General features: G+C 73.1%; 18 protein-coding genes. All 18 read right to left on the bottom strand.

The window, feature by feature from the left end:
• Positions 1-466 (bottom strand): alanine racemase (locus VK611_10265; GenBank protein HMG41705.1); only part of this gene is annotated, 466 nt, incomplete at its 3' end.
• Entirely contained in the window at positions 463-1,113 is a 651-nt protein-coding gene (locus VK611_10260) for a polyphenol oxidase family protein (GenBank protein ID HMG41704.1), read from the bottom strand. The genes VK611_10260 and VK611_10265, both read right to left, overlap by 4 nt.
• 70 nt (positions 1,114-1,183) lie before the next feature.
• Positions 1,184-2,344, bottom strand: a complete 1,161-nt coding sequence (ftsZ, locus tag VK611_10255; protein HMG41703.1) for a cell division protein FtsZ — start codon at positions 2,342-2,344, stop codon at positions 1,184-1,186.
• Between the two features lie 117 nt (positions 2,345-2,461).
• Entirely contained in the window at positions 2,462-3,664 is a 1,203-nt protein-coding gene (locus VK611_10250; GenBank protein ID HMG41702.1) for an FtsQ-type POTRA domain-containing protein, read from the bottom strand.
• Entirely contained in the window at positions 3,657-4,574 is a 918-nt protein-coding gene (gene murB, locus VK611_10245; protein ID HMG41701.1) for a UDP-N-acetylmuramate dehydrogenase, read from the bottom strand. Before murB ends, VK611_10250 begins: the two co-directional genes overlap by 8 nt.
• Positions 4,571-5,965 carry a UDP-N-acetylmuramate--L-alanine ligase gene (gene murC / locus VK611_10240; protein ID HMG41700.1) on the bottom strand — a complete coding sequence of 465 codons (1,395 nt, stop codon included), beginning with the start codon at positions 5,963-5,965 and terminating at the stop codon, positions 4,571-4,573. The genes murB and murC overlap by 4 nt, the downstream gene beginning before the upstream one ends.
• 70 nt (positions 5,966-6,035) lie before the next feature.
• Complete coding sequence (gene murG / locus VK611_10235) at positions 6,036-7,169, bottom strand: undecaprenyldiphospho-muramoylpentapeptide beta-N-acetylglucosaminyltransferase (protein ID HMG41699.1); 1,134 nt, start codon at positions 7,167-7,169, stop codon at positions 6,036-6,038.
• Complete coding sequence (gene ftsW, locus VK611_10230) at positions 7,166-8,491, bottom strand: putative lipid II flippase FtsW (GenBank protein ID HMG41698.1); 1,326 nt, start codon at positions 8,489-8,491, stop codon at positions 7,166-7,168. Before ftsW ends, murG begins: the two co-directional genes overlap by 4 nt.
• Complete coding sequence (murD, locus tag VK611_10225) at positions 8,488-9,840, bottom strand: UDP-N-acetylmuramoyl-L-alanine--D-glutamate ligase (protein HMG41697.1); 1,353 nt, start codon at positions 9,838-9,840, stop codon at positions 8,488-8,490. The genes ftsW and murD overlap by 4 nt, the downstream gene beginning before the upstream one ends.
• A 103-nt stretch (positions 9,841-9,943) precedes the next feature.
• The gene (gene mraY, locus VK611_10220; GenBank protein HMG41696.1) at positions 9,944-11,044 is read right to left on the bottom strand and encodes a phospho-N-acetylmuramoyl-pentapeptide-transferase; all 1,101 of its coding nucleotides are present in this window, start codon (positions 11,042-11,044) and stop codon (positions 9,944-9,946) included.
• Positions 11,044-12,531 carry a UDP-N-acetylmuramoyl-L-alanyl-D-glutamate--2,6-diaminopimelate ligase gene (locus VK611_10215; GenBank protein ID HMG41695.1) on the bottom strand — a complete coding sequence of 496 codons (1,488 nt, stop codon included), beginning with the start codon at positions 12,529-12,531 and terminating at the stop codon, positions 11,044-11,046. The genes mraY and VK611_10215 overlap by 1 nt, the downstream gene beginning before the upstream one ends.
• Positions 12,532-12,536: 5 nt before the next feature.
• The gene (locus VK611_10210; protein HMG41694.1) at positions 12,537-14,345 is read right to left on the bottom strand and encodes a penicillin-binding protein 2; all 1,809 of its coding nucleotides are present in this window, start codon (positions 14,343-14,345) and stop codon (positions 12,537-12,539) included.
• A 355-nt stretch (positions 14,346-14,700) separates the two neighbouring features.
• Complete coding sequence (locus VK611_10205) at positions 14,701-15,183, bottom strand: septum formation initiator family protein (protein HMG41693.1); 483 nt, start codon at positions 15,181-15,183, stop codon at positions 14,701-14,703.
• Positions 15,184-15,185: 2 nt separating this feature from the next.
• Entirely contained in the window at positions 15,186-16,163 is a 978-nt protein-coding gene (rsmH, locus tag VK611_10200; GenBank protein HMG41692.1) for a 16S rRNA (cytosine(1402)-N(4))-methyltransferase RsmH, read from the bottom strand.
• Positions 16,164-16,227: 64 nt separating this feature from the next.
• Positions 16,228-16,734 carry a hypothetical protein gene (locus tag VK611_10195; GenBank protein HMG41691.1) on the bottom strand — a complete coding sequence of 169 codons (507 nt, stop codon included), beginning with the start codon at positions 16,732-16,734 and terminating at the stop codon, positions 16,228-16,230.
• Between the two features lie 127 nt (positions 16,735-16,861).
• Complete coding sequence (locus tag VK611_10190) at positions 16,862-17,371, bottom strand: hypothetical protein (GenBank protein HMG41690.1); 510 nt, start codon at positions 17,369-17,371, stop codon at positions 16,862-16,864.
• On the bottom strand, positions 17,372-18,025 hold the full coding sequence (locus tag VK611_10185) for a type II toxin-antitoxin system antitoxin SocA domain-containing protein (GenBank protein ID HMG41689.1): 654 nt from the start codon (positions 18,023-18,025) through the stop codon (positions 17,372-17,374).
• A gap of 79 nt (positions 18,026-18,104) precedes the next feature.
• Positions 18,105-18,662 (bottom strand): hypothetical protein (locus tag VK611_10180; GenBank protein HMG41688.1); only part of this gene is annotated, 558 nt, incomplete at its 5' end.

Below are 18,662 nucleotides of genomic sequence, written 5' to 3'. Positions count from 1 at the left end.
CGCCGAGGGGCGCGATCGTCATCAGTCCGCGGACGTCGAGGCCGTCCCCGCGGAGCGTCTCCAAGAGCTCCGGGAGCGCCTCGACCGTGCAGCCGGCCTTCGTCGCCTCGCCCGTGACGTTCACCTGGACGAGCACCCGGGAGCCCGGAGCCCGGCGCGCGATCTCCCGCCCCGCCGACGCCCGGTCGACGCCGTGCCACAGCGCCACGTAGGGCGCGATCGTCCGGACCTTGTTGGTCTGGATGCGGCCGACGAAGTGCCACCGAGGGCCCGGCTCCTCCACCTTCGTCAACAGCTCCTGGGCGTAGCTCTCCCCCAGGTCCGTCTGGCCGGCCGCCAGGGCCTCACGCACGACGTCCACACCGTGGCCCTTCGTGACCGCCACCAGCGTCACCCGCTCCGGCGACCCGCCCGCCGCCGCGATCCGCTCCCAGACGGCATCGAGGCGGGCGGCGAGGTCGGTCACGGGTCCAGCCAGACCACTAGCGCCTGACGCCCGGTGTCGCCGCGGGCCCGGTGGGAGAAGTAGCGGGCGTCGCAGGCCGTGCAGACGTCCACGTCGTCGACCTGCTCGATGCCGGCCTCGGCTAGGGCCGCGCGCACTGCGGCCGGGACGTCGAGGGCGGGGGTGCCACTCTTCGTGGTGCCGCGCACCCCGTCGCCGAAGCGTCCGGCGATGAGGGCGAGGTCGTCGGCGCCGAACTCGTAGCACTCGGCGTGGATGCAGGGGCCCAGCGTCGCGGCGACGTCGGTGGCGCCCAGGTCGTGCATCGCCTTGACGGCGCCCTGCAGCACGCCCTGGTGGAGGCCCCGCCAGCCGGCGTGCACGGCACCGACCACACCCTCGGGCGACACCAGGGCCACCGGCGCGCAGTCGGCGGTCTGGACGGCGAGCACCGCGCCCGGCTGGGCGGTCACGGCGGCGTCGGCCTCGCGGCCGGCACCGTCGCCCGGCGACCCGATCACCACGACGTCGGCGCCGTGGACCTGCCGCAGCCACGTCCAGGGCAGATCGACCACCCCGCGGCGCCGGGCCGCGACCACGGTCGGGTCCTGCAGGATCGACAGGTCGCCGTCGGCCGCGGCGGTGAACCGGACCTGCACCGGGCTCACGACTACCCGTTCCAACCGCCCCGCCGCCGCCCCCAAGGGCGATGGGGCGGCTGGCGCCGCACAACCGTTGTCACTTCAGGAACGACGGGACGTCGAACTCGTCCTCGCTGTCGAGGTCCTCGAGGTCGCGGTTGCGGCGCCGGCTGTAGTCGACGTCGTCGAGCGGGCGGCTCGAGGACGACGACGAGGACGGCGGCACCGCCGACACCGGCGACGGCGAAGGGGACGGCGACGACGTGGTCGGCGTGCGCGACCGGCTGGACGTGACCTCGTGGCCGTCGTCCCAGCGGTCGAAGCCCGCTGCGATGACGGTGACCCGCACCTCGTCGCCCATCTCGTCGTCGATGATCGACCCGAAGATGATGTTGGCGTCGGGGTGCGTCACGCCGTGGATGATCTCGGCGGCCTCGTTGACCTCGAACAGGCCCAGGTCGCTGCCGCCGGCGATGGTGAGCAGGATGCCGCGGGCGCCCTCGATCGACGCCTCCAGCAGCGGGCTGGAGATGGCGTTGCGGGCGGCCTGCAGGGAGCGGCCCTCGCCGGTGCCGTAGCCGATGCCCATGAGCGCGGAACCCGCGTTGCTCATGATCATCTTCACGTCGGCGAAGTCGGTGTTGATCAGGCCGGGCGTGGTGATCAGGTCGGTGATCCCCTGGACGCCCTGGAGCAGGACCTCGTCGGCCATCTTGAAGGCGTTGACCATCGACGTCTTCTCGTTCGACACGGTCAGCAACCGGTCGTTCGGGATCACGATGAGGGTGTCGACCTTCTCCTTCAGGCGCTGGATGCCCTGCTCGGCCTGCACGGACCTTCGGCGACCCTCGAAGGAGAAGGGCCGTGTCACCACCCCAATGGTGAGCGCCCCGATGCTCTTGGCCACCTCCGCGACAACCGGCGCCCCGCCTGTCCCGGTACCACCACCCTTGCCGGCGGTGATGAACACCATGTCCGCGCCCTTGAGCGTCTCCTCGATCTCCTCGCGGTGCTCCTCGGCCGCCTGCCGACCCACCTCGGGGTCGCTCCCGGCACCGAGGCCGCGGGTCAGATCACGGCCGATGTCGAGCTTGGCGTCGGCATCGCTCATCAACAGCGCCTGGGCGTCGGTGTTGATGGCGATGAACTCGACCCCCTTGAGACCGGCGTCGATCATGCGGTTGACGGCGTTCACACCGCCACCACCGATCCCGACGACCTTGATCACGGCCAAGTAGTTCTGGGGATTCCCGGCCATAGGTCGTACACCTCCACCGTGCGTCGAGGGTCAGCGGCGGCCGGTACGGCCGTCAGGGGGCGTGGGGCTGACCCGATGGTTGGAACCTGCGATGAACCTCGGGAAACGTACCATCCATCAACAAGCGCGACGGGACACCGTCGGGTTGCCGTGGACCTTCACGTCGAGCACGTCGGCACAACTCATGTCGACCCGTGCCAGTGCGGTGGCGACCGCGATGAGCTTCTCGTCGAGGTCGTCGAGCGACCCGAACCGCACGAGGACGCCGCTGTTCAGGGTGCCTTCGAGATCGGTCGACACGCTGCGGAACGCGCCCGGGGCCCGCGGGGGTGCGGCCAGAGCGATCTTCAGCGCGGCGCGGGCCTCCTCGGGGAGCTGCTCGCCTTCGCCCATGGCCCGCGGCACGCCCGTGACCGTGACCAGGCCGGGCGGGACCGGGCCGCCGATGCGCAGGACGCGGCCCGTGGCGTCGACCAGGGCGAGGGGCAGGTCGGGCCCGGTGGTCTGCAGGATGGCGGCGGGGACGCGCTCGGTGACGCTGATGCGGACGGTGTCGGGCCAGCGGCGCTGGACGTCGGCGCGGTCGACCCAGCTCAGCTCCTCGATGGCGTCCTCGGCGCCGTGCTCGTCGAGGGTGAGGAGGGCGTCGCCGGTGTGGAGGCCGGACGCGGCCCGGATGGCGGCGGCGCTGGTCTGCGCCCCGCTCTGGACGACGACGTGGTCGACGTCGGCGAGCGGCGTGTGGGCCAGGGCGGCGCCGTCGACCAGCAGCACCAGGCCGCCGAGGACCCAGGCCAGCCGGCGCAGGCGCCGGAGGCCCTCGTCGCGGCGGACGGCGATCCGTCGCGCCCGCATGCGGTCGTGGACCACCACGGCGGGGTCGACGACCGCGCCTTCGCCGCTGTCGGGCCCGTCGGCCTTGGCCGCCCGCGCTCCGATCTGCCGGACGTTGTCGGCTGGTTCGTCGTCATCCTCGGATTCGTCGTCCTCGGGCTCGTCCTCGGGTTGGGCTTCTGGTTCGAGGTCGGGCTCGTCGTCCGTGGACTCCGTCTCGTCGTCGACGACCGGCGCCGCCTCGGCGGAATCCTCCGTGGCGGCGAACGCCTCGATCTCGGCCAGAAGCTCGTCGACCGACTGCTCGGCGGGACCGGGATCCGGCACGGGCACCGCCTTCGGCACCGGCTTCGGCCTCGGCTTCGGCGGCGACTTGGCGGCGGCCGCGGCCAGGGCCAGGGCGGCGGCGAGCTCGTCCTCGTCGATCGCCATCTTGACGGTGTCGTCGTAGCGGAGGTGCTCCCAGAGGTCGACGTCGTCAGCCATCGCCGTCCCCTGACGATCCGAACCCCACCAGCCGCGTCTCCGCCCGCAGCCGGACCCCGAAGGCGTCCTCCACCCGGCGGCCCACCTCGAGCATCAGGGCGTGGACGTCGTCGGCCGAGCCGCCCGCGTCGGCCTGGAAGAAGTTGGCGTGCTTGGTCGACACCTCGGCGGAGCCGACCCGCAGGCCCTTGCACCCCGCGGCCTCGATCAGGCGGCCGGCCGAGTCGCCCGGCGGGTTGGCGAACACCGAGCCGGCGTTCTGCCCGCCCGGCTGGTTGGCCCGCCGCCAGGCCACGATCTCGGACAGCTCGGCCTCGCCCTTGGCCCGGTCGCCCGCGGCGAGCGCCAGCTCGGCGAACAGCACCAGCTGGTGGGCGGCGACGTTGGAGTGGCGGTAGCCGAGGTCGAGGTCGTCGGCGGCCACCTCGGTGTCGGCGCCGGAGCGCAGGTCGACCAGCCGCACCGACCGCAGGGCGTGGGCCATCTCCGACCCGTGGCCGCCGGCGTTCATCCGCACCGCGCCCCCGATCGACCCCGGCACGCCCACGGCCCACTCGAAGCCGGTGAGCCCCGCCCGCACGGTCTGGCGGGCGACCACCGGCAGCGAGGCCGCCCCGCCGGCCCGCACCACCGTGGCGTCGACGTCGACCCCGGCGAAGGCGTCGCCCAGGGCCAGGGCCAGGCCCGGGAACCCGGCGTCGGTGACCAGCAGGTTCGAGCCCTTGCCCACGACCAGGACCGGCACCGCGGTCTCGGCCACCGCCGCCGCGACCCGCCGGACGTCGTCGTCTGAGGTCAGCTCCACGAACAGCGCCGCCCGGCCGCCCACCCGGTAGGTCGTCCGGGGGCCGATGGGTTCGTCCCGCCGGGCGAGGTCGCCCAGCAGCGCGGCGGCGGCTGCGACGGTCATCCCGAGCGGGTGGACAGCTCGACCAGGCGGGTGGGGACGGTGGTGAGGTCGCCGGCGCCGAGCGTGAGGCACACGTCGCCGGGGCGGAGGGTCTGGCGGAGCCACAGCACGACGTCGTCGAGGTGGGGCAGGTAGGCGACCTGGGCCGCCGGATCGGCGTCGAGCACGGCGTCGACCACCAGCTTCCCCGACACGCCCGGCCGGGGCGCCTCGCCCGCGGCGTAGACGTCGGTGATCGCCAGCAGGTCGGCCTCGGTGAACGCCGAGGCGAAGTCGCGCCCGTGGGCTTCGGTGCGGCTGTAGCGGTGGGGTTGGAAGACGCACACCACCCGCCGGCCGTCCAGCTCCCGGGCCGCGGCGATGGCCGCCGCCACCTCGGTGGGCAGGTGGGCGTAGTCGTCGACCAGGGTGGCCCCGAAGGCCTCGCCCCGGGCCTCGAAGCGGCGGGCCACGCCCACGTAGTCGTCCAGCGCGGCGGCGGCGTCGACCAGCGGCACGCCGACCAGCACGGCCGCGGTGACGGCGGCGGTGGCGTTGCGGGCGTTGTGCATCCCGTGGACCTGGAGCCGCACCGGCACGGGCTCCGGGCTACCGGCCTGCACCAGCCCGAACGAGAGGCCCTCGGCGGTGCTGACGGGATCGACGATGCGGACATCGGCCGACGGGTCGGTGCCGTAGCGCACGGCGCGGACCTCCTGGCCGAGCTCGCCGGCGAACGTGTCGTCGGCGCACACGACCCGCTGCTCGGCGTTCGCCAGGAACGACCGGAAGGCCTCGACCAGCGCCTCGAAGCTGCCGTAGTGCTCCAGGTGGTCGGGCTCGACGTTGGTCACCACGGCCACGTCGGTGGCCAGGCGCAGGAAGGTGCCGTCGCTCTCGTCGGCCTCCACCACCAGCGGTCCGTCGCCGCCCCACGCCGAGCTGCGCCCGAGCCCGGGGATCGGCGCCCCCACCACCCAGCCGGGCTTCACGCCCACGGTGTCGAGGATGGTGGCGAGCATGGCCGACGTGGTGGTCTTGCCGTGGGTGCCGGCGACGGACACCGTGGTCCGCTCGCTGGTCAGCCAGGCCAGGGCGTCGGCGCGGTGGAGCACCGGGAGGTCGCGGCCCCGGGCGTCGACCACGGCCGGGTTGTCCGCCGGCGTGGCCGTGGAGACGACCACAGCCGTCACCTCGGCGTCGAGCGCGGGCTGCTCCGAGCCGGTGGCGACGTCGACGCCCAGCGCCCGCAGCGGCGCCACGAACGGCGTGGTCTCGGCCGGGTCGTGGCCGCTGACGGCGTGGCCCCGCTCGGCCAGCAACGTCGCCACGGCGCTCATCCCGGCGCCGCCGATGTTGGTGACGAAGACGTGCGCGTACGTCTCGGTGTCGCTGTCGCCGGCCTTGGCCAAGGGAGTGCTCCCCGCTCTTGGCGCCTGCGGCGCCGGGCCGCTCAGGCCACGGCCTCCCGTTCGGTCGGCCTCAGGCACGGGCGTGCTCCTCGGCGAGGCGGGCGATGTCGCGGGCGGCGTCCGGCCGGGCGGCGCGGCGGGCCGCGGTGGCCATCGTGTCGAGGCGGCGCGGGTCCTCCAGCAGGGTGTCGACCTCCGCGACCAGGCGGGCCCCGTCGAGCTCGGCGTCGGGGATCACCTCGGACGCGCCGGCCGTCCACATGTGCCGGGCGTTGGCGGTCTGGTGGTCGGCGGTGACGAACGGCGACGGCACCAGGATCGACGGCAGGCCCGCCGCCAGCAGCTCGAAGCACGTGCTCGACCCGGCCCGGCACACCACCAGGTCGGCGGCGGCCAGCGAGGTGGGCATGTCGTCGTCGTACTCCACGGCCTGGTAGCGCAGCGGCACGCCCGACGACAGGGGCGGCCCGCCCGACATCAGCTCGTCCCAGTCGCGCCGGCCGACGATGTGGCGCACGTGCAGGTCGGTGCGCGACGACCAGCGCTTCAGGGCCGCCAGCACCGCCTTGTTGATCTTCAGCGCCCCCAGCGACCCGCCGAAGATCAGCAGCACCTTGCGACCGGGGTAGACGTCGAGCTTGTGGCGGGCGGTCTCGCTGTCGTGGCGGCGGTCGATGGCCAGGATCTCGGGCCGCACCGGGTTGCCGGTGACGACCGCACGGGGCAGCGGCGTGTCGGGGAACGACACCGCGCACGCCTTGGCGAACCGGCCCACCAGGCGGTTCGCCGCGCCCGGGGCGGCGTTCTGCTCGGCGACCACGATCGGGATGCGCCGCACCACGGCGGCCAGGGCGCAGGGGACGCTGGCGTAGCCGCCCACCGACACCACCACCCGAGGCTTCAGCCGCCCCACCAGGCGCCAGGCCCGGCCCATCGCCCGCACCAGCTGGCCGAGCGAGCGGACGTTCTGCAGGCTGATCCGCCGCTCGATGCCCCGGCCGGGCAGCAGCGTGTGGGCGAAGTCGGACGCCGGGAACAGCTTGGCCTCCAGGCCCCGCTCGCTGCCCACCAGGTGCAGCGACGACGCCGGGTGCCCCTGCTCGACCAGCCCGCGGGCGATGGCCAGCGCCGGCATCACGTGCCCCGCCGTGCCGCCCCCCACCACCAGGGCGTAGGTGTCGCTCTCCCGCCGCTTGCGACTCACGTCTTGGCTCCTCTTCGAGATCCCGGGCGGACCGGCTTGGTCTCTCGGCCATCGGCGTCCAGGTGCCGCCCGCCGACATCGTCGACATCCTTGACGACGCCGGGCCTGGCCTCGGGCAACTCGTCGAGGTCCGCCGACGAACGGGGGGTGATGGCCTGGCGGGCGACCGCCAGCAGCAGGCCCGCGGCGCCCATGCTGAAGATCAGCGACGAGCCGCCGTAGCTCACGAACGGCAGCGGCACCCCGGTGACGGGCAGCACCCCCGCCACCACGGCGATGTTCACGAACGCCTGGAACAGGAACCAGGCGGTGATGCCCACCGCCAGCAGCATCCCGAACCGGTCGGGGGCGTGCAGCGCCACCCGGATGCCCAGGACGCCGAACAGGACGAACAGCGCCACCACCACGAGGGCGCCCACCAGGCCCAGCTCCTCGCCGATGATGGCGAAGATGAAGTCGCTGTGGGCGTAGGGCAGGAAGCCGAGCTTGGCCCGGCTGGCGCCCAGCCCGCTGCCGGCGAACCCGCCGGACGCCAGGCCCACCAGCGACTGGACGCTCTGGTAGTTCTCGCCCCGCGGGTCGGCCATGGGGTCGAGGAACGAGAACACCCGGTCCCGGCGGTAGGGCGCCGCCAGCGCCAGGAACGTGGCCAGGCCCACTCCCACGCCGGCCCAGCGCACGATCGGGCCCAGCGGCACGCCGGCCACGAAGACCATCGACAGGGCGATGCCGGCGATCACCAGCATGGTGCCCAGGTTCGGCTGCAGCATCACCAGGCCGGCGACCACCGCCAGAGCCACGATCACCGGCCGCAGCGTCGCCCGGGTGTTGTGCATCCACTTGGACCGGCGGGCCAGCAGGTCGGCCACCCAGATGAGGAACGTCAGCTTCACCAGCTCGGCCGGCTGGATCATGAGGGCGCCGTAGCCGATCCAGCGCCGGGAGCCGTTGTGGTCGGTGCCGATCACCAGCACCGCGGCCAGCAGCACCAGCGACGTCCACAGCATCGGCGCGGCCAGGCGGCGCCAGCGGTGGTAGTCGACGCGGGCGATCAGCACCAGCACCCCGGTGCCGGCCAGCGCCCAGGTGGCCTGCCGGGTGACGTGGTACCAGGAGCTGCCGTAGCGGTCGAGGGCGTAGGCCGACGACGCCGAGAGCACCATCACCAGGCCGAACAGGTTGAGCACCGCCACGAGGAAGGCGATGCCGAGGAACATCGAGTTGTGCCGGCGGCCCGCCACCACGCCATCGGTGGCCGCGGCCCCGGAGCGACGCCACCGCAGCAGCCGCGCCAGCCGGGGGTCGAAGGTGGTGCTGGTCATGTCGCCCGCTCCCCCGCCCCGTTCGCCGCCAGGTGGGCCTGCACGGCGCGGGCGAAGTCGTCGCCGCGCTCGCCGTAGGAGCGGTACCAGTCGAAGCTGGCGCAGCCCGGCGACAGCAGCACCGCGTCGCCCGGCTCGGCCGCGGCCGCCGCCAGCGCCACGGCCTCGTCCATCGACGCCGCCGGCCGCACCGGGACACCGGTGGGCAGGAAGGCCGCGGTGACCTCGGACGTGGCGTCGCCGATGGCCACCACCGCCCGCGTGCGGGGCGCGGCCGCGGCCAGCGAAGACAGGTCGAGGCCCTTGTTGCGCCCGCCGCAGATCAGCACCAGCGAGGGGAAGCCTTCGACGGCCGCGAGCACCGCGTGGGGTGTCGTCGCCTTGGAGTCGTCGAAGAAGCGCACACCCCCAGCCTCGCCCACCAGCGTGACCCGATGGGGGAGCCCGTCGAAGCCCCTCAGCGCGGCCCGGACACCGTCGAGCGACCCCCCGCCCGCCAGCGCGGTGGCCGCCGCGGCCAGGCCGTTGAGCAGGTCGTGGGGGAAGCTGCGGGGCAGTTCGTCGACCCGGGCCAGCTCGGCGCCGCCGGGTGTGACCAGCACGCCGTCGGCGACGCGGTAGGCGCCCTCGCCGGCGTCACGCCCGAACCCGATGCGGCGGGCGGGCGCGGCGGCCAGGTGGCGGGCCACGACCGGGTCGTCGACGTTGCCGATCGCCACCTGGTCGGCGCTCTGGTCGCGCCAGATGCGGGCCTTGGCGGCTTCGTACTCGGCCAGCGAGCGGTGGTTGTCGAGGTGGTCGGGGGCGAAGTTGAGCCAGGTGCCGACGGCCGGGGCGAAGCGGCGCGAGTGGTCGAGCCGGAACGACGACGCCTCCACCACGAACACGTCGACGGTCGGGTCGTCGACGGCGGCGACCAGCGGCACCGGGGTGTTGCCGACCGCCTGTGCCGCCAGCCCCGACGCCTCCAGCATCTCGCAGGTCAGGGTGGTCACCGTGGTCTTGCCGTCGGTGCCGGTGATGGCCAGCAGCGGGCGGTCGTCCCAGCGGGCGGCCAGGTCGAACTCCGACAGCACCGGCGTGCCCAGCTCCCGGGCCAGGTCGAACGCCGGATGGGTCGCGGGCAGGCCCGGCGCCGGCAGCAGCGCCGACGCGTCCCGCACCAGCTCGCCGAGGCGTGTCACGTCGGGCCCGGCGACCAGCTCCAGGCCCAGCTCCCGGGCCGCCTCGACAGCCGCGTCACCGGGCCGGTCGTCGACCGCCACCACGTGCTCGCCGCGCTGCACCAGCGCCCGCGCCACCGCAGCACCCGTCACCCCGAAGCCCACGACCAGGTAGCTGTCGCTCATCGCTTCCCGCTCTTGCTGCTCCGCAGCGGGCCGCTCGGGCCGCGCTCGCTCTTCGCCGGGCCTCGCTCGGCGAACCTCGCTGCGGACGGACGCTCGCTCAAGGTCACTCTCCCGCCCGATCGGTGTTGCAGACGGGGTCGGCGTTGGCGGTCTGACCGGTGCACACCTCGCGCCGGTCCAACCCGCCGGTGGAGCCGAAGTCGGCGTAGTAGATGCCCAGCGCCACCGCGGTCGCCATCAGCGCCATCAGCCAGAAGCGGATGATCACGGTGGTCTCGGGCCAGCCCCCCAGCTCGAAGTGGTGGTGCACGGGCGCCATGCGGAAGATCCGCCGGTGGAACAGCTGGAAGCTGCCGATCTGGAGGATCACCGACAGGGTCTCGAACACGAACACGGCGCCCACGATGGGCAGGAGCAGCTGGGCGTTGAGGGTGAGCGCGAGCGCGGCGAGGCCGGCGCCGATGGCCAGCGACCCCGTGTCGCCCATGAACACCTGCGCCGGGGGCGCGTTCCACCACAGGAAGCCGATGATGGCGCCGACCATGGCGGCGGCGATGACGGCCAGGTCGAGGGCGTGGTTGACCTTGTAGACCTCCGGGTTCCGGAAGTCCCAGAACGCGACGACGGTGAGCGCCAGGTAGGCGTAGGTGGAGATGCCGCCGGCCAGGCCGTCGAGGCCGTCGGTGATGTTGACCGCGTTGGTGGTGCCGAGGAGCAGCAGCACCGCCCACACGCACCACCAGAAGTCGCCCAGCTCCCAGCCCGGCTCGCTGTAGCGGGTGAAGCTGAGCGTGGTCTCGATGTCGGTCCACAGCACGGTGCCGATCGCGAAGCCGACGGCCACCACCAGCAGGCCGCCCATCTTGGCCCGCCGGTTGAGGCCGAGGTTGCGCTCGTGGCTGATCTTGATCCAGTCGTCGAGCGCCCCGACCATGCCGGCCGCGGCGATGGCCAGCATCACCAGCAGGCCGCTGCGGGTGAACAGCAGACCCCGGTGGAGGTGGGCGACGGCGTAGCCGATGGCGGCGGCCACCACGATGGCGACGCCCCCCATGGTCGGGGTGCCGGCCTTGGCGATGTGGCCCTGGACGTCCTCGTGGATGGGCTGGCCCATGCGGTGGGCCCGAAGCCAGTCGATGAGGTAGCGGGTGCCCAGCAGCGACACGGCCAGGCTGATGCCCGCGGCGATGAGGAGGGGGACCACTAGCCGGCGGCCTCCCCCGGAGCCGTTGCGGGTGCCACCGTGAAGCCCAGGTCGGCGAGGGCGCGGCGGGTCTCGACCCGGTCGTCGAACGGGAGCACCCTGTCACCGATGGTCTGGGTGGTCTCGTGGCCTTTGCCGGCCACCAGCACCAGGTCGCCGGGTCGGGCCGCCGCCAGCGCCGACGCGATGGCCCGTCGCCGGTCGGGCTCGACCGTGACGTGCGTCAGCCGGTCGTCGGGGACGCCGCCCAGGATCTCGTCGATGATGGCCATGGGGTCCTCCGAGCGCGGGTTGTCGGAGGTCACCACCACCCGGTCGGCGAGGCGAGCCGCGACGTCGCCCATGACCGGGCGCTTCGTGGCGTCACGGTCGCCGCCGCAACCGAACACGACGGTGACGTTCCCCTCGGGCACCAGCTCCCGGCTGGTGACCAGGGCCTGCTCGAGGGCGTCGGGCTTGTGCGAGTAGTCCACTAGGACTGTGAACGGCTGGGAGCCCTCGATGGGTTCGAAGCGCCCGGCCGGCGGCTCGGCGACGGCGAGGCCGAGGGCGATCGTGGCGGGTTCGATGCCCAGCTCCCGGGCCACGGTGGCGGCGGCGAGGGCGTTGGCGGCGTTGAAGCGCCCGGGGAGGCCCACGCGGATCGACGTGCCCGCCCAGGTGAAGGTGCAGCCGTCGGCGCGGACCTCCAGGTCGGCGACGTCGTCGAGGCTGTAGGTGGTCACCGGGACCTGCGCCTCGTCGGCCAGGCGCCGGCCCCACGGGTCGTCGACGCAGATCACGGCACGTTCGGTGAACGCCGGGGAGAACAGGCGGGCCTTGGCAGCGAAGTAGTCGTCCATGGAGGGGTGGAAGTCGAGATGATCGCGCGACAGGTTGGTGAAGACGGCCACGGCGAAGCGCGTTCCGTCGACGCGGTGCAGTTCGAGGCCGTGCGACGACACCTCCATCACCACGGCGGCCCGACCGGCGTCGCGCTCGGCGGCCAGCATGGCCTGCAGCTCGGTGGCGTCGGGGGTGGTGTGGAACCCGGAGATGGTGCCGATGAGCCCGCTGGGACGTCCCGCCGCCTCCAGGACCGACCGCAGCAGGTGCGTGACCGTGGTCTTCCCGGCCGTGCCGGTCACGCCGACGACGGTCAGGTGCCGCGACGGCTCGCCCCAGAACCGGGCGGCCAGCGGCCCCATGGCGGCCCGCACGTGCGGCACCACCACCTGGGGGACGTCCACGGCCAGCTCGTGGTCGACCAACAGCGCCACGGCTCCCGCGGTGACCGCGGCGCCGGCGAGGTCGTGCCCGTCGACCCGGGCGCCCCGCACGCAGCAGAACACGGCGCCGGGGGTGACGTCGCGGGTGTCGTGGACCACCGACGACACGTCCGGACCCCTGTAGGTCGAGCCCTCAGGAGCGCCCAGCGCGATCTTCGTGCCCGCCGGCACCACGTGTGCGGTGCCCGCGAGCGCTGCCACCAGCTCGCCCAGGTACACGGCCGCTATCCGCCCCTGCGGGCCCGCGGGTTCACCAGGGGCACCGGGGTGGTGGGGGGCGGGGTGGAGACGGGCAGAGCGGTGGTCGGGGCCGACGGTGGCGGGGGCGGCGGGTCGGCGGCCTGGCCCCGCACCAGCGGCGACTCCACGTTCGCCGTCGGGCTGGTACCCGTGGAGCCGGTGGGCGGCACGTGCATCAGGCGCAGGGCGTAGCGGGACAGCTCGCGGAACGCCGGCGCCGCCGTCGACGAGGCGTACACCTGGCGGGGCTCGTCGAGCACCACGATCACCGACAGCTTGGGGTCGTCGGCCGGCATGAAACCGGCGAACGTCGCCACGTTGTGGGTGCGGCCGTCGGCATCGACGTAGCCGCCGCCCTCCTGCGGCTTGCGGGCGGTGCCGGTCTTGCCGGCCACCTCGTAGCCCTCGATCGCCGCGGCCTCGCCGGTGCCGGCCCGCACCACGTTGGCCAGCATCGCGCGCATCTGCGCCGCGGTCGTCGGCGACACCACCCGGTGGGACTCGCCCTCGGGACCGGGGCGCCGCTCGCCGTCGGCGTCGATGATGTTGTCCACCAGCTTCGGGGGGACGTACACACCGTCGTTGGCGATGGCGTTGTAGGCGTAGAGCATCTGCATGGCGGTGACGGAGACCCCGTGGCCGATCGGGATGGTGCCGATCGACGTGCCGGACCAGTCCGCCGGTTCGAGGAGGCTCCCTGCCACCTCTTGGGGGAAGTCGAGCGCGGTCTTCTGGCCGAAGCCGAAGTCACGAAGGTAGTCGTAAAGCTTCTGCTTCCCCAGCTCCTGCGCCACCATGATCGTCCCCACGTTGGACGAGTCGGTGAGGATGTCGGTGAGCGACATCGGCTCGGTGAGGTGGTGGTGGTCGTCGGTGAACGCGTGGTCGGCCACCTGCAGCCGCCCCGGCACCATCAGCTCGCTGTCGGGCTCGAACAGTCCCTCCTCCAGCGCCGCGGCCAGGGTCACCACCTTGTTGACGGAGCCGGGCTCGTAGTTGGCGGTGAGGGCCACGTTCTCGCCCGAGCTGACCGGGTTGCCGGCGTCGTCGAGCCCGATGTTGGCCAGCGCCAGGATCTCGCCGTTCTCCGGGTTGGTGATGATCGCGTACCCGCCCTTGGCCTGCTCGTCGCGGACGGCGTCGGCCAGCACCTCCTCGGTCGCGACCTGGAGGTTGCGGTCGATGGTCAGCTCGAGGTCGTCGCCGGGGGTGGCGGGGTCGAGATCGTGGCGGCCGGCCGGGATCGTGCGGCCCTCCAGGTCCCGCTCGACGATCAGCTCGCCGGGCTCCCCCGCCAGGTTGTCGTCGTACTGCAGTTCCAGGGCGGACAGGCCCTCGTTGTCGACGCCGACGCGGCCCAGCAGCGAGCGGCCCAGCTCGCCGGCCGGGTTGAAGCGCTTCGACTCGTCGATCGACCAGATGCCGTCGAGCTTCTCGGCCTCGATCTTCTCGGCGACCTCCGTGGGCACCTGGCGGGCGACGTAGACGAACGAAGCGTCCTTGGCGAGGCGCTGCCGCAGCTCCTCCTGCTTCGGGGCGTCGAGGCCCAGGATCGGGGCCAGGGTCGCGGCCGTGGCCTCCGGGTCGGTGATCAGGCGGGGGTCGGCGACGAACGTGGGCTGCTGGACGGTGATCGCCAGGTCGTAGCCGTTGCGGTCGAAGATGGCGCCCCGTCCGGCCACCAGCTGGATGGGGGTGATCCGCTGGTTCTCGCCGTAGCTGGCCCAGTAGTCGGCGCCGACGACCTGGACCATCACCAGCCGCAGCCCGACCAGCCCGAACAGCACCACCATGATCCCGAGGAACGTGACCGCGCGCCGGTGCGGCTCGCCGGGCCCGACCCGCGGGCGCCGGGGGCGCGACGGCGGGGGCGACTGCTTCGTCGAGGTGGAGGGTTCGGCTGTGCGCGAGGCCGGGTCCGACCGCGGGGGCCGGGTGCCCGGCGGCCGCTTCGTCGTCGTGCCGGTGCCCTTGCCCTTGCCCCGGGCGCGCGTCGGGGACGCGGCGCCCGAGGACGTCGAGGCCGGGGCACGACGGGGGGAGCCGTCGTGCCCGCGATTGGTCGTTCCCTTGCCCTTGTTCGCCGCCGCTGACCGGCGGGGTGGGGAGCTCCGCCGGGTGGCGCTCACGGTGCTGTCACCGCTCCGGTCAGGGCGTCGAAGAACCGAGATACGGCTTGACGTCGGTGTAGCTGGTGTCCGGCGAGTCCTCGTCGGCCTCGGCCTGGTCGTCGGGTGGTGCGACCGGCTCCTCGGGGGTGATCCACACGGTCTCGCCGGGCGGCACCATCCCCATGTCGGCCGCGGCCGACTGGATGCGGTCGGGCGACTCCAGGTCGGCGACCTCGTGACGCAGGTCCTCGTACTGGGCCTGCTCCTCGGCGACCTGCTTGTCGAGCTCGTCGAGGTGGATCTGGCTCTCGATGAGCAGGGCGTGGCTCACCGCCACCAGGAACAGCGCCACGAACAGCAGCACCACCATGGTGACGCCGGCCCGTGGGGTCAGCCGGATGGGCCGCCGCCGCGCTCCCGGCCGCACCACCCGCAGGTGGGTGCGTTCGACCGGAAGCGTCTGCGGAGCCGTCTCGCCACGAAGCGCACGGGATGCACGGGGGACGTGGACCGTTGCCATGACTAGGCCACCTTTTCGAGGGGGAGCTTCTCGACCGCGCGGGCTCGCACGGCCTCCGAACGGGGGTTCGCCGCGACCTCCGCGGGCGAGGCCTTCCAGGCCCCACGACGCAACAGGGTCACGACGGGATGGATGTGTGGCGGCGGCGGGAGCTGGGCCGGACCGGTCCAGCCACCGGTGGCGGCGTGGCGGAAGCGGGCCTTGACGATGCGGTCCTCGCCCGAGTGGTAGGCGAGCACGATGCAGCGCCCACCGGGGGTGAGCACGTCGATCGCGTCGTCGATGGCGCCCGGCAGGATGTCGAGCTCGTCGTTGACGGCGATGCGCAGCGCCTGGAACGTGCGGCGGGCGGGGTGGCCGCCGGTACGGCGGGTGGCGGCGGGGATGGCGTCGCGCACGACCTCGGCCAGCTGCTTGGTGCCCGAGATCGGGCGGGCGGCGACCACGGCCCGGGCGACGCGCAGGGAGAAGCGCTCGTCGCCGTAGCGCTGCAGCAGGCGGGCCAGCTCGTGGACCTCGGCGTGGTTGACGATGTCGGCGGCGCTGGGACCGTGGTCGGGGTCCATGCGCATGTCGAGCGGGCCGTCCTCGCGGTAGCTGAAGCCCCGCTCGGGCCGGTCGAGCTGGGGCGAGCTGACGCCCAGGTCGAAGAAGGTGCCGCTGGCGGCCTCGTGGCCCAGGTCGTGGAGGGTGTCGGCCAGGCGGTCGAAGCGGGCGCGGACGATCGTGGCCCGGTCGCCGAAGCGGGCCAGGCGCCGGCGGGCGGCGGCGACGGCGGTGGGGTCCTGGTCGAGGCCGACGACCGACAGGTGCGGGTGCGCGTCGAGCAGGGCCGCGGCATGCCCGCCGCCGCCCACGGTGGCGTCGACCACGACGCCGGCGGGCACCGGCCCGAACAGCTCGACCACCAGGTCGACCAGCACGGGGGTGTGCTCGAAGCGGGGGCCCTCGGGGCCCTCGGGGCGCTCGGTGCCGCTCACAGCCCGTCCAACCACCCCGCCGCCACCCCAAGCGGCGTCAACAGCGCTTCGCTGCAGTTGACCGTCATAGCTTCAAGTCCTTGGCGGCCTGGCGGAGGGCGGCGTGGGGGCCCTCGGGGATGGAGTCCTGGCGCTGGTCCCAGCTGTCCTTCGCCCAGACGGCGATGCGCTCCCGGGCGCCGACCACCATCACGGGACCGTCGATCTCGGCGTAGCCCCGCAGGTCCTTGTGCACCTGGATGCGGCCCTGGCCGTCGGGCTGGACGTAGAAGGTGGCGGCCATGAAGGCCTCGTAGGCCTCCTCGGAGACGATGCCGAGGCCGACGCCGTCGGACCAGCGCTCCAGCACGGCGTCGAACCCGTCCTCGGGCCAGAGGCCCAGGAAGCCGTCGAGCGGGCCCAGGTAGGCGCCCTCCGCGAGGCGGGTGCGGAACGGCGACGGCAGCACGAGGCGGTGCTTGATGTCGACCGAGTGGTCGAACGAACCGGTGAAGAAGCGGGGCCCGGCCGGGCGCGCCGGTGCCACCACCGCCCCGGTCTGCTCCTCACCTCCGGTGCCACTCTGCTCCACAGCGTGGGAAATTACCCCACAACCTCCCACCAGACAAGGCACCCCCGGGCGCGGCAGGGCCACTGTGGGCGTTGGCCCCCCTCAGAACCCCCCGCTCAACCCGGCAGATGGCGCAGGAAAGCGACCACTAGAAGCTCAGGCGGTGCAGACACTCGTCGACGATGCAGACGCAGAGGGCGAACTCGTCGTCCCCTGCGATCCTGCTGCGTCGGGCGTACAGCTTGTCGTTCAGCGACAGCATCGCTGCGTTGTCCCAATGGACGTAGGAGATCACCCGCTGGATGCCCTCAGCGCTCGCCCGCCTGAGCACCTCGACCTTCAGCCGGTAGGCGTAGCCCTGGCGGGCGTGGCTCGAGTGGCTGGCGAGATAGCAGATCTCCCAGCTGGAAGGCGGTGGCGGGTATCCGTACAGGCTGGGTACCCGCCAGATCGCGACTGCCCTGAGCTCGCTACCGACGAACAGTCCGACGCCACGGAACTGGTTCCCGAGGAATCGAGCGACATCGGCCCGGATCGCTTCGGACACGACCGCTGTCCAGGGCTCGCCCAGTCGCCGGGATGGAAACTTCGACAACAGGTCGCTGTGCGTGTGGTCGAGGTCGACGATCCGCTCGTCGCCTCGTGCCGTGTCGGACATCTACTGACGGATGTCGGTGACGTGCTCCGCCCCACTGGCCCTCTCGAGCGCGATCAAGACGTGCTCGTCGACCGGTCGCCCGTTCGGGCTGTACACGCCCGATGCTCGAATCCGTTCGGTCCTTCGGGCGTAACCATCGTCTGCGTCCTCATGAGCGAAGGCCTGCGCCCTGACCTGCTCAGCCTGGCCAGTGCCCTCGAACCACTCGAGGAGTGCCTCGTGGGAGATCACCGGCGACGGCTCGGCCGGGCCGTCGTCCTCCATGAGGTCACGCCATGGCCCTTCGCGGTGGGTCTGCTGCTTGAGCTGCCAGGCCGGCCACGAGCCGTAGGTCTCCAAGACGAGATCGAGCACCAGATGACCCGTTACATCGAGCGGCATCGGCTGCGGACGGGGCCAGTCGTGACGCTCGGCCTTCCACAGCGAGGCGACGACAGGACCATGGGCGTACGCCTCGATCTCCTCCCCGAACAACGGAGCCCCGGTGAGGATCAGGTGCCAGGCCTGCGCGTAGTAGCTCCATTTGTGGAGCTGCGCCTGGCCCGCGTCGGGCATCCGCCTGCGGAGCTCCTGCGCGACATCGTGAGCCGACACCAGCTTCGTCTCAGGCAGAGGCATTTCGAGTCGAGTCTCGCGCATCAGTTCCACCTCCACGGGATGACGAACACACGTTCGCATCCTATTCGACAAGCCAACGATCCGCAGGCGATATGTGGGACCGGCGCTCGTCGAGTCAACCGGGCAGATGGCGCAGGAAAGCGGCGACCAGGGTGTCGGCAGGGATGCCGATGCCGAGGGCGCAGGACTCGACCGCGCGGGTGGCGGCGGCGTCGAGGCGGAGCAGGGGGCGCAGGAGGCCGGGGTCCCAGTGGGCGTACACCGCGCACTGGAAGCGGGCGCCCGCCCGGGTGCGGCGCTGGCTGATGCCGACCACCTTCTGCTCCCCGAGCGTCACCTCACCGGGGCCGACCGCGCAGAAGCACACCAGCCGGCCCAGCGGCCCGCACGCCAGCGGCCCGGAGTGGAGGGCCGTGCCGTCGATGCCCATGTCGTGCAGCGCCGCCTGCCACACCCGGCCCAGCCACTGGCTCGACCGGCCCACGTCGTCGTCCCACAGGGGGTCGCCGGCCGGCACGATCACGTCGACCCAGGCGACCTCGCCCGGCACCAGCAGCACCGCTCCCCCGCCCGACCGCCGCCGCACCACCTCGATGCCCAGCGAGGCGGCGACCGAGTGGTCGACCACCCGCTCCGACTGGGTGGAGCCGAGCACCAGCGCCGGCCGGTCGAT

It is taken from the genome of Acidimicrobiales bacterium (assembly GCA_035316325.1).
Lineage (GTDB): Bacteria > Actinomycetota > Acidimicrobiia > Acidimicrobiales > VFJN01 > DASXTK01.
The sequence above is the reverse complement of the archived record's forward strand: the minus strand, read 5'-3'. Positions and strand labels throughout refer to the sequence as shown.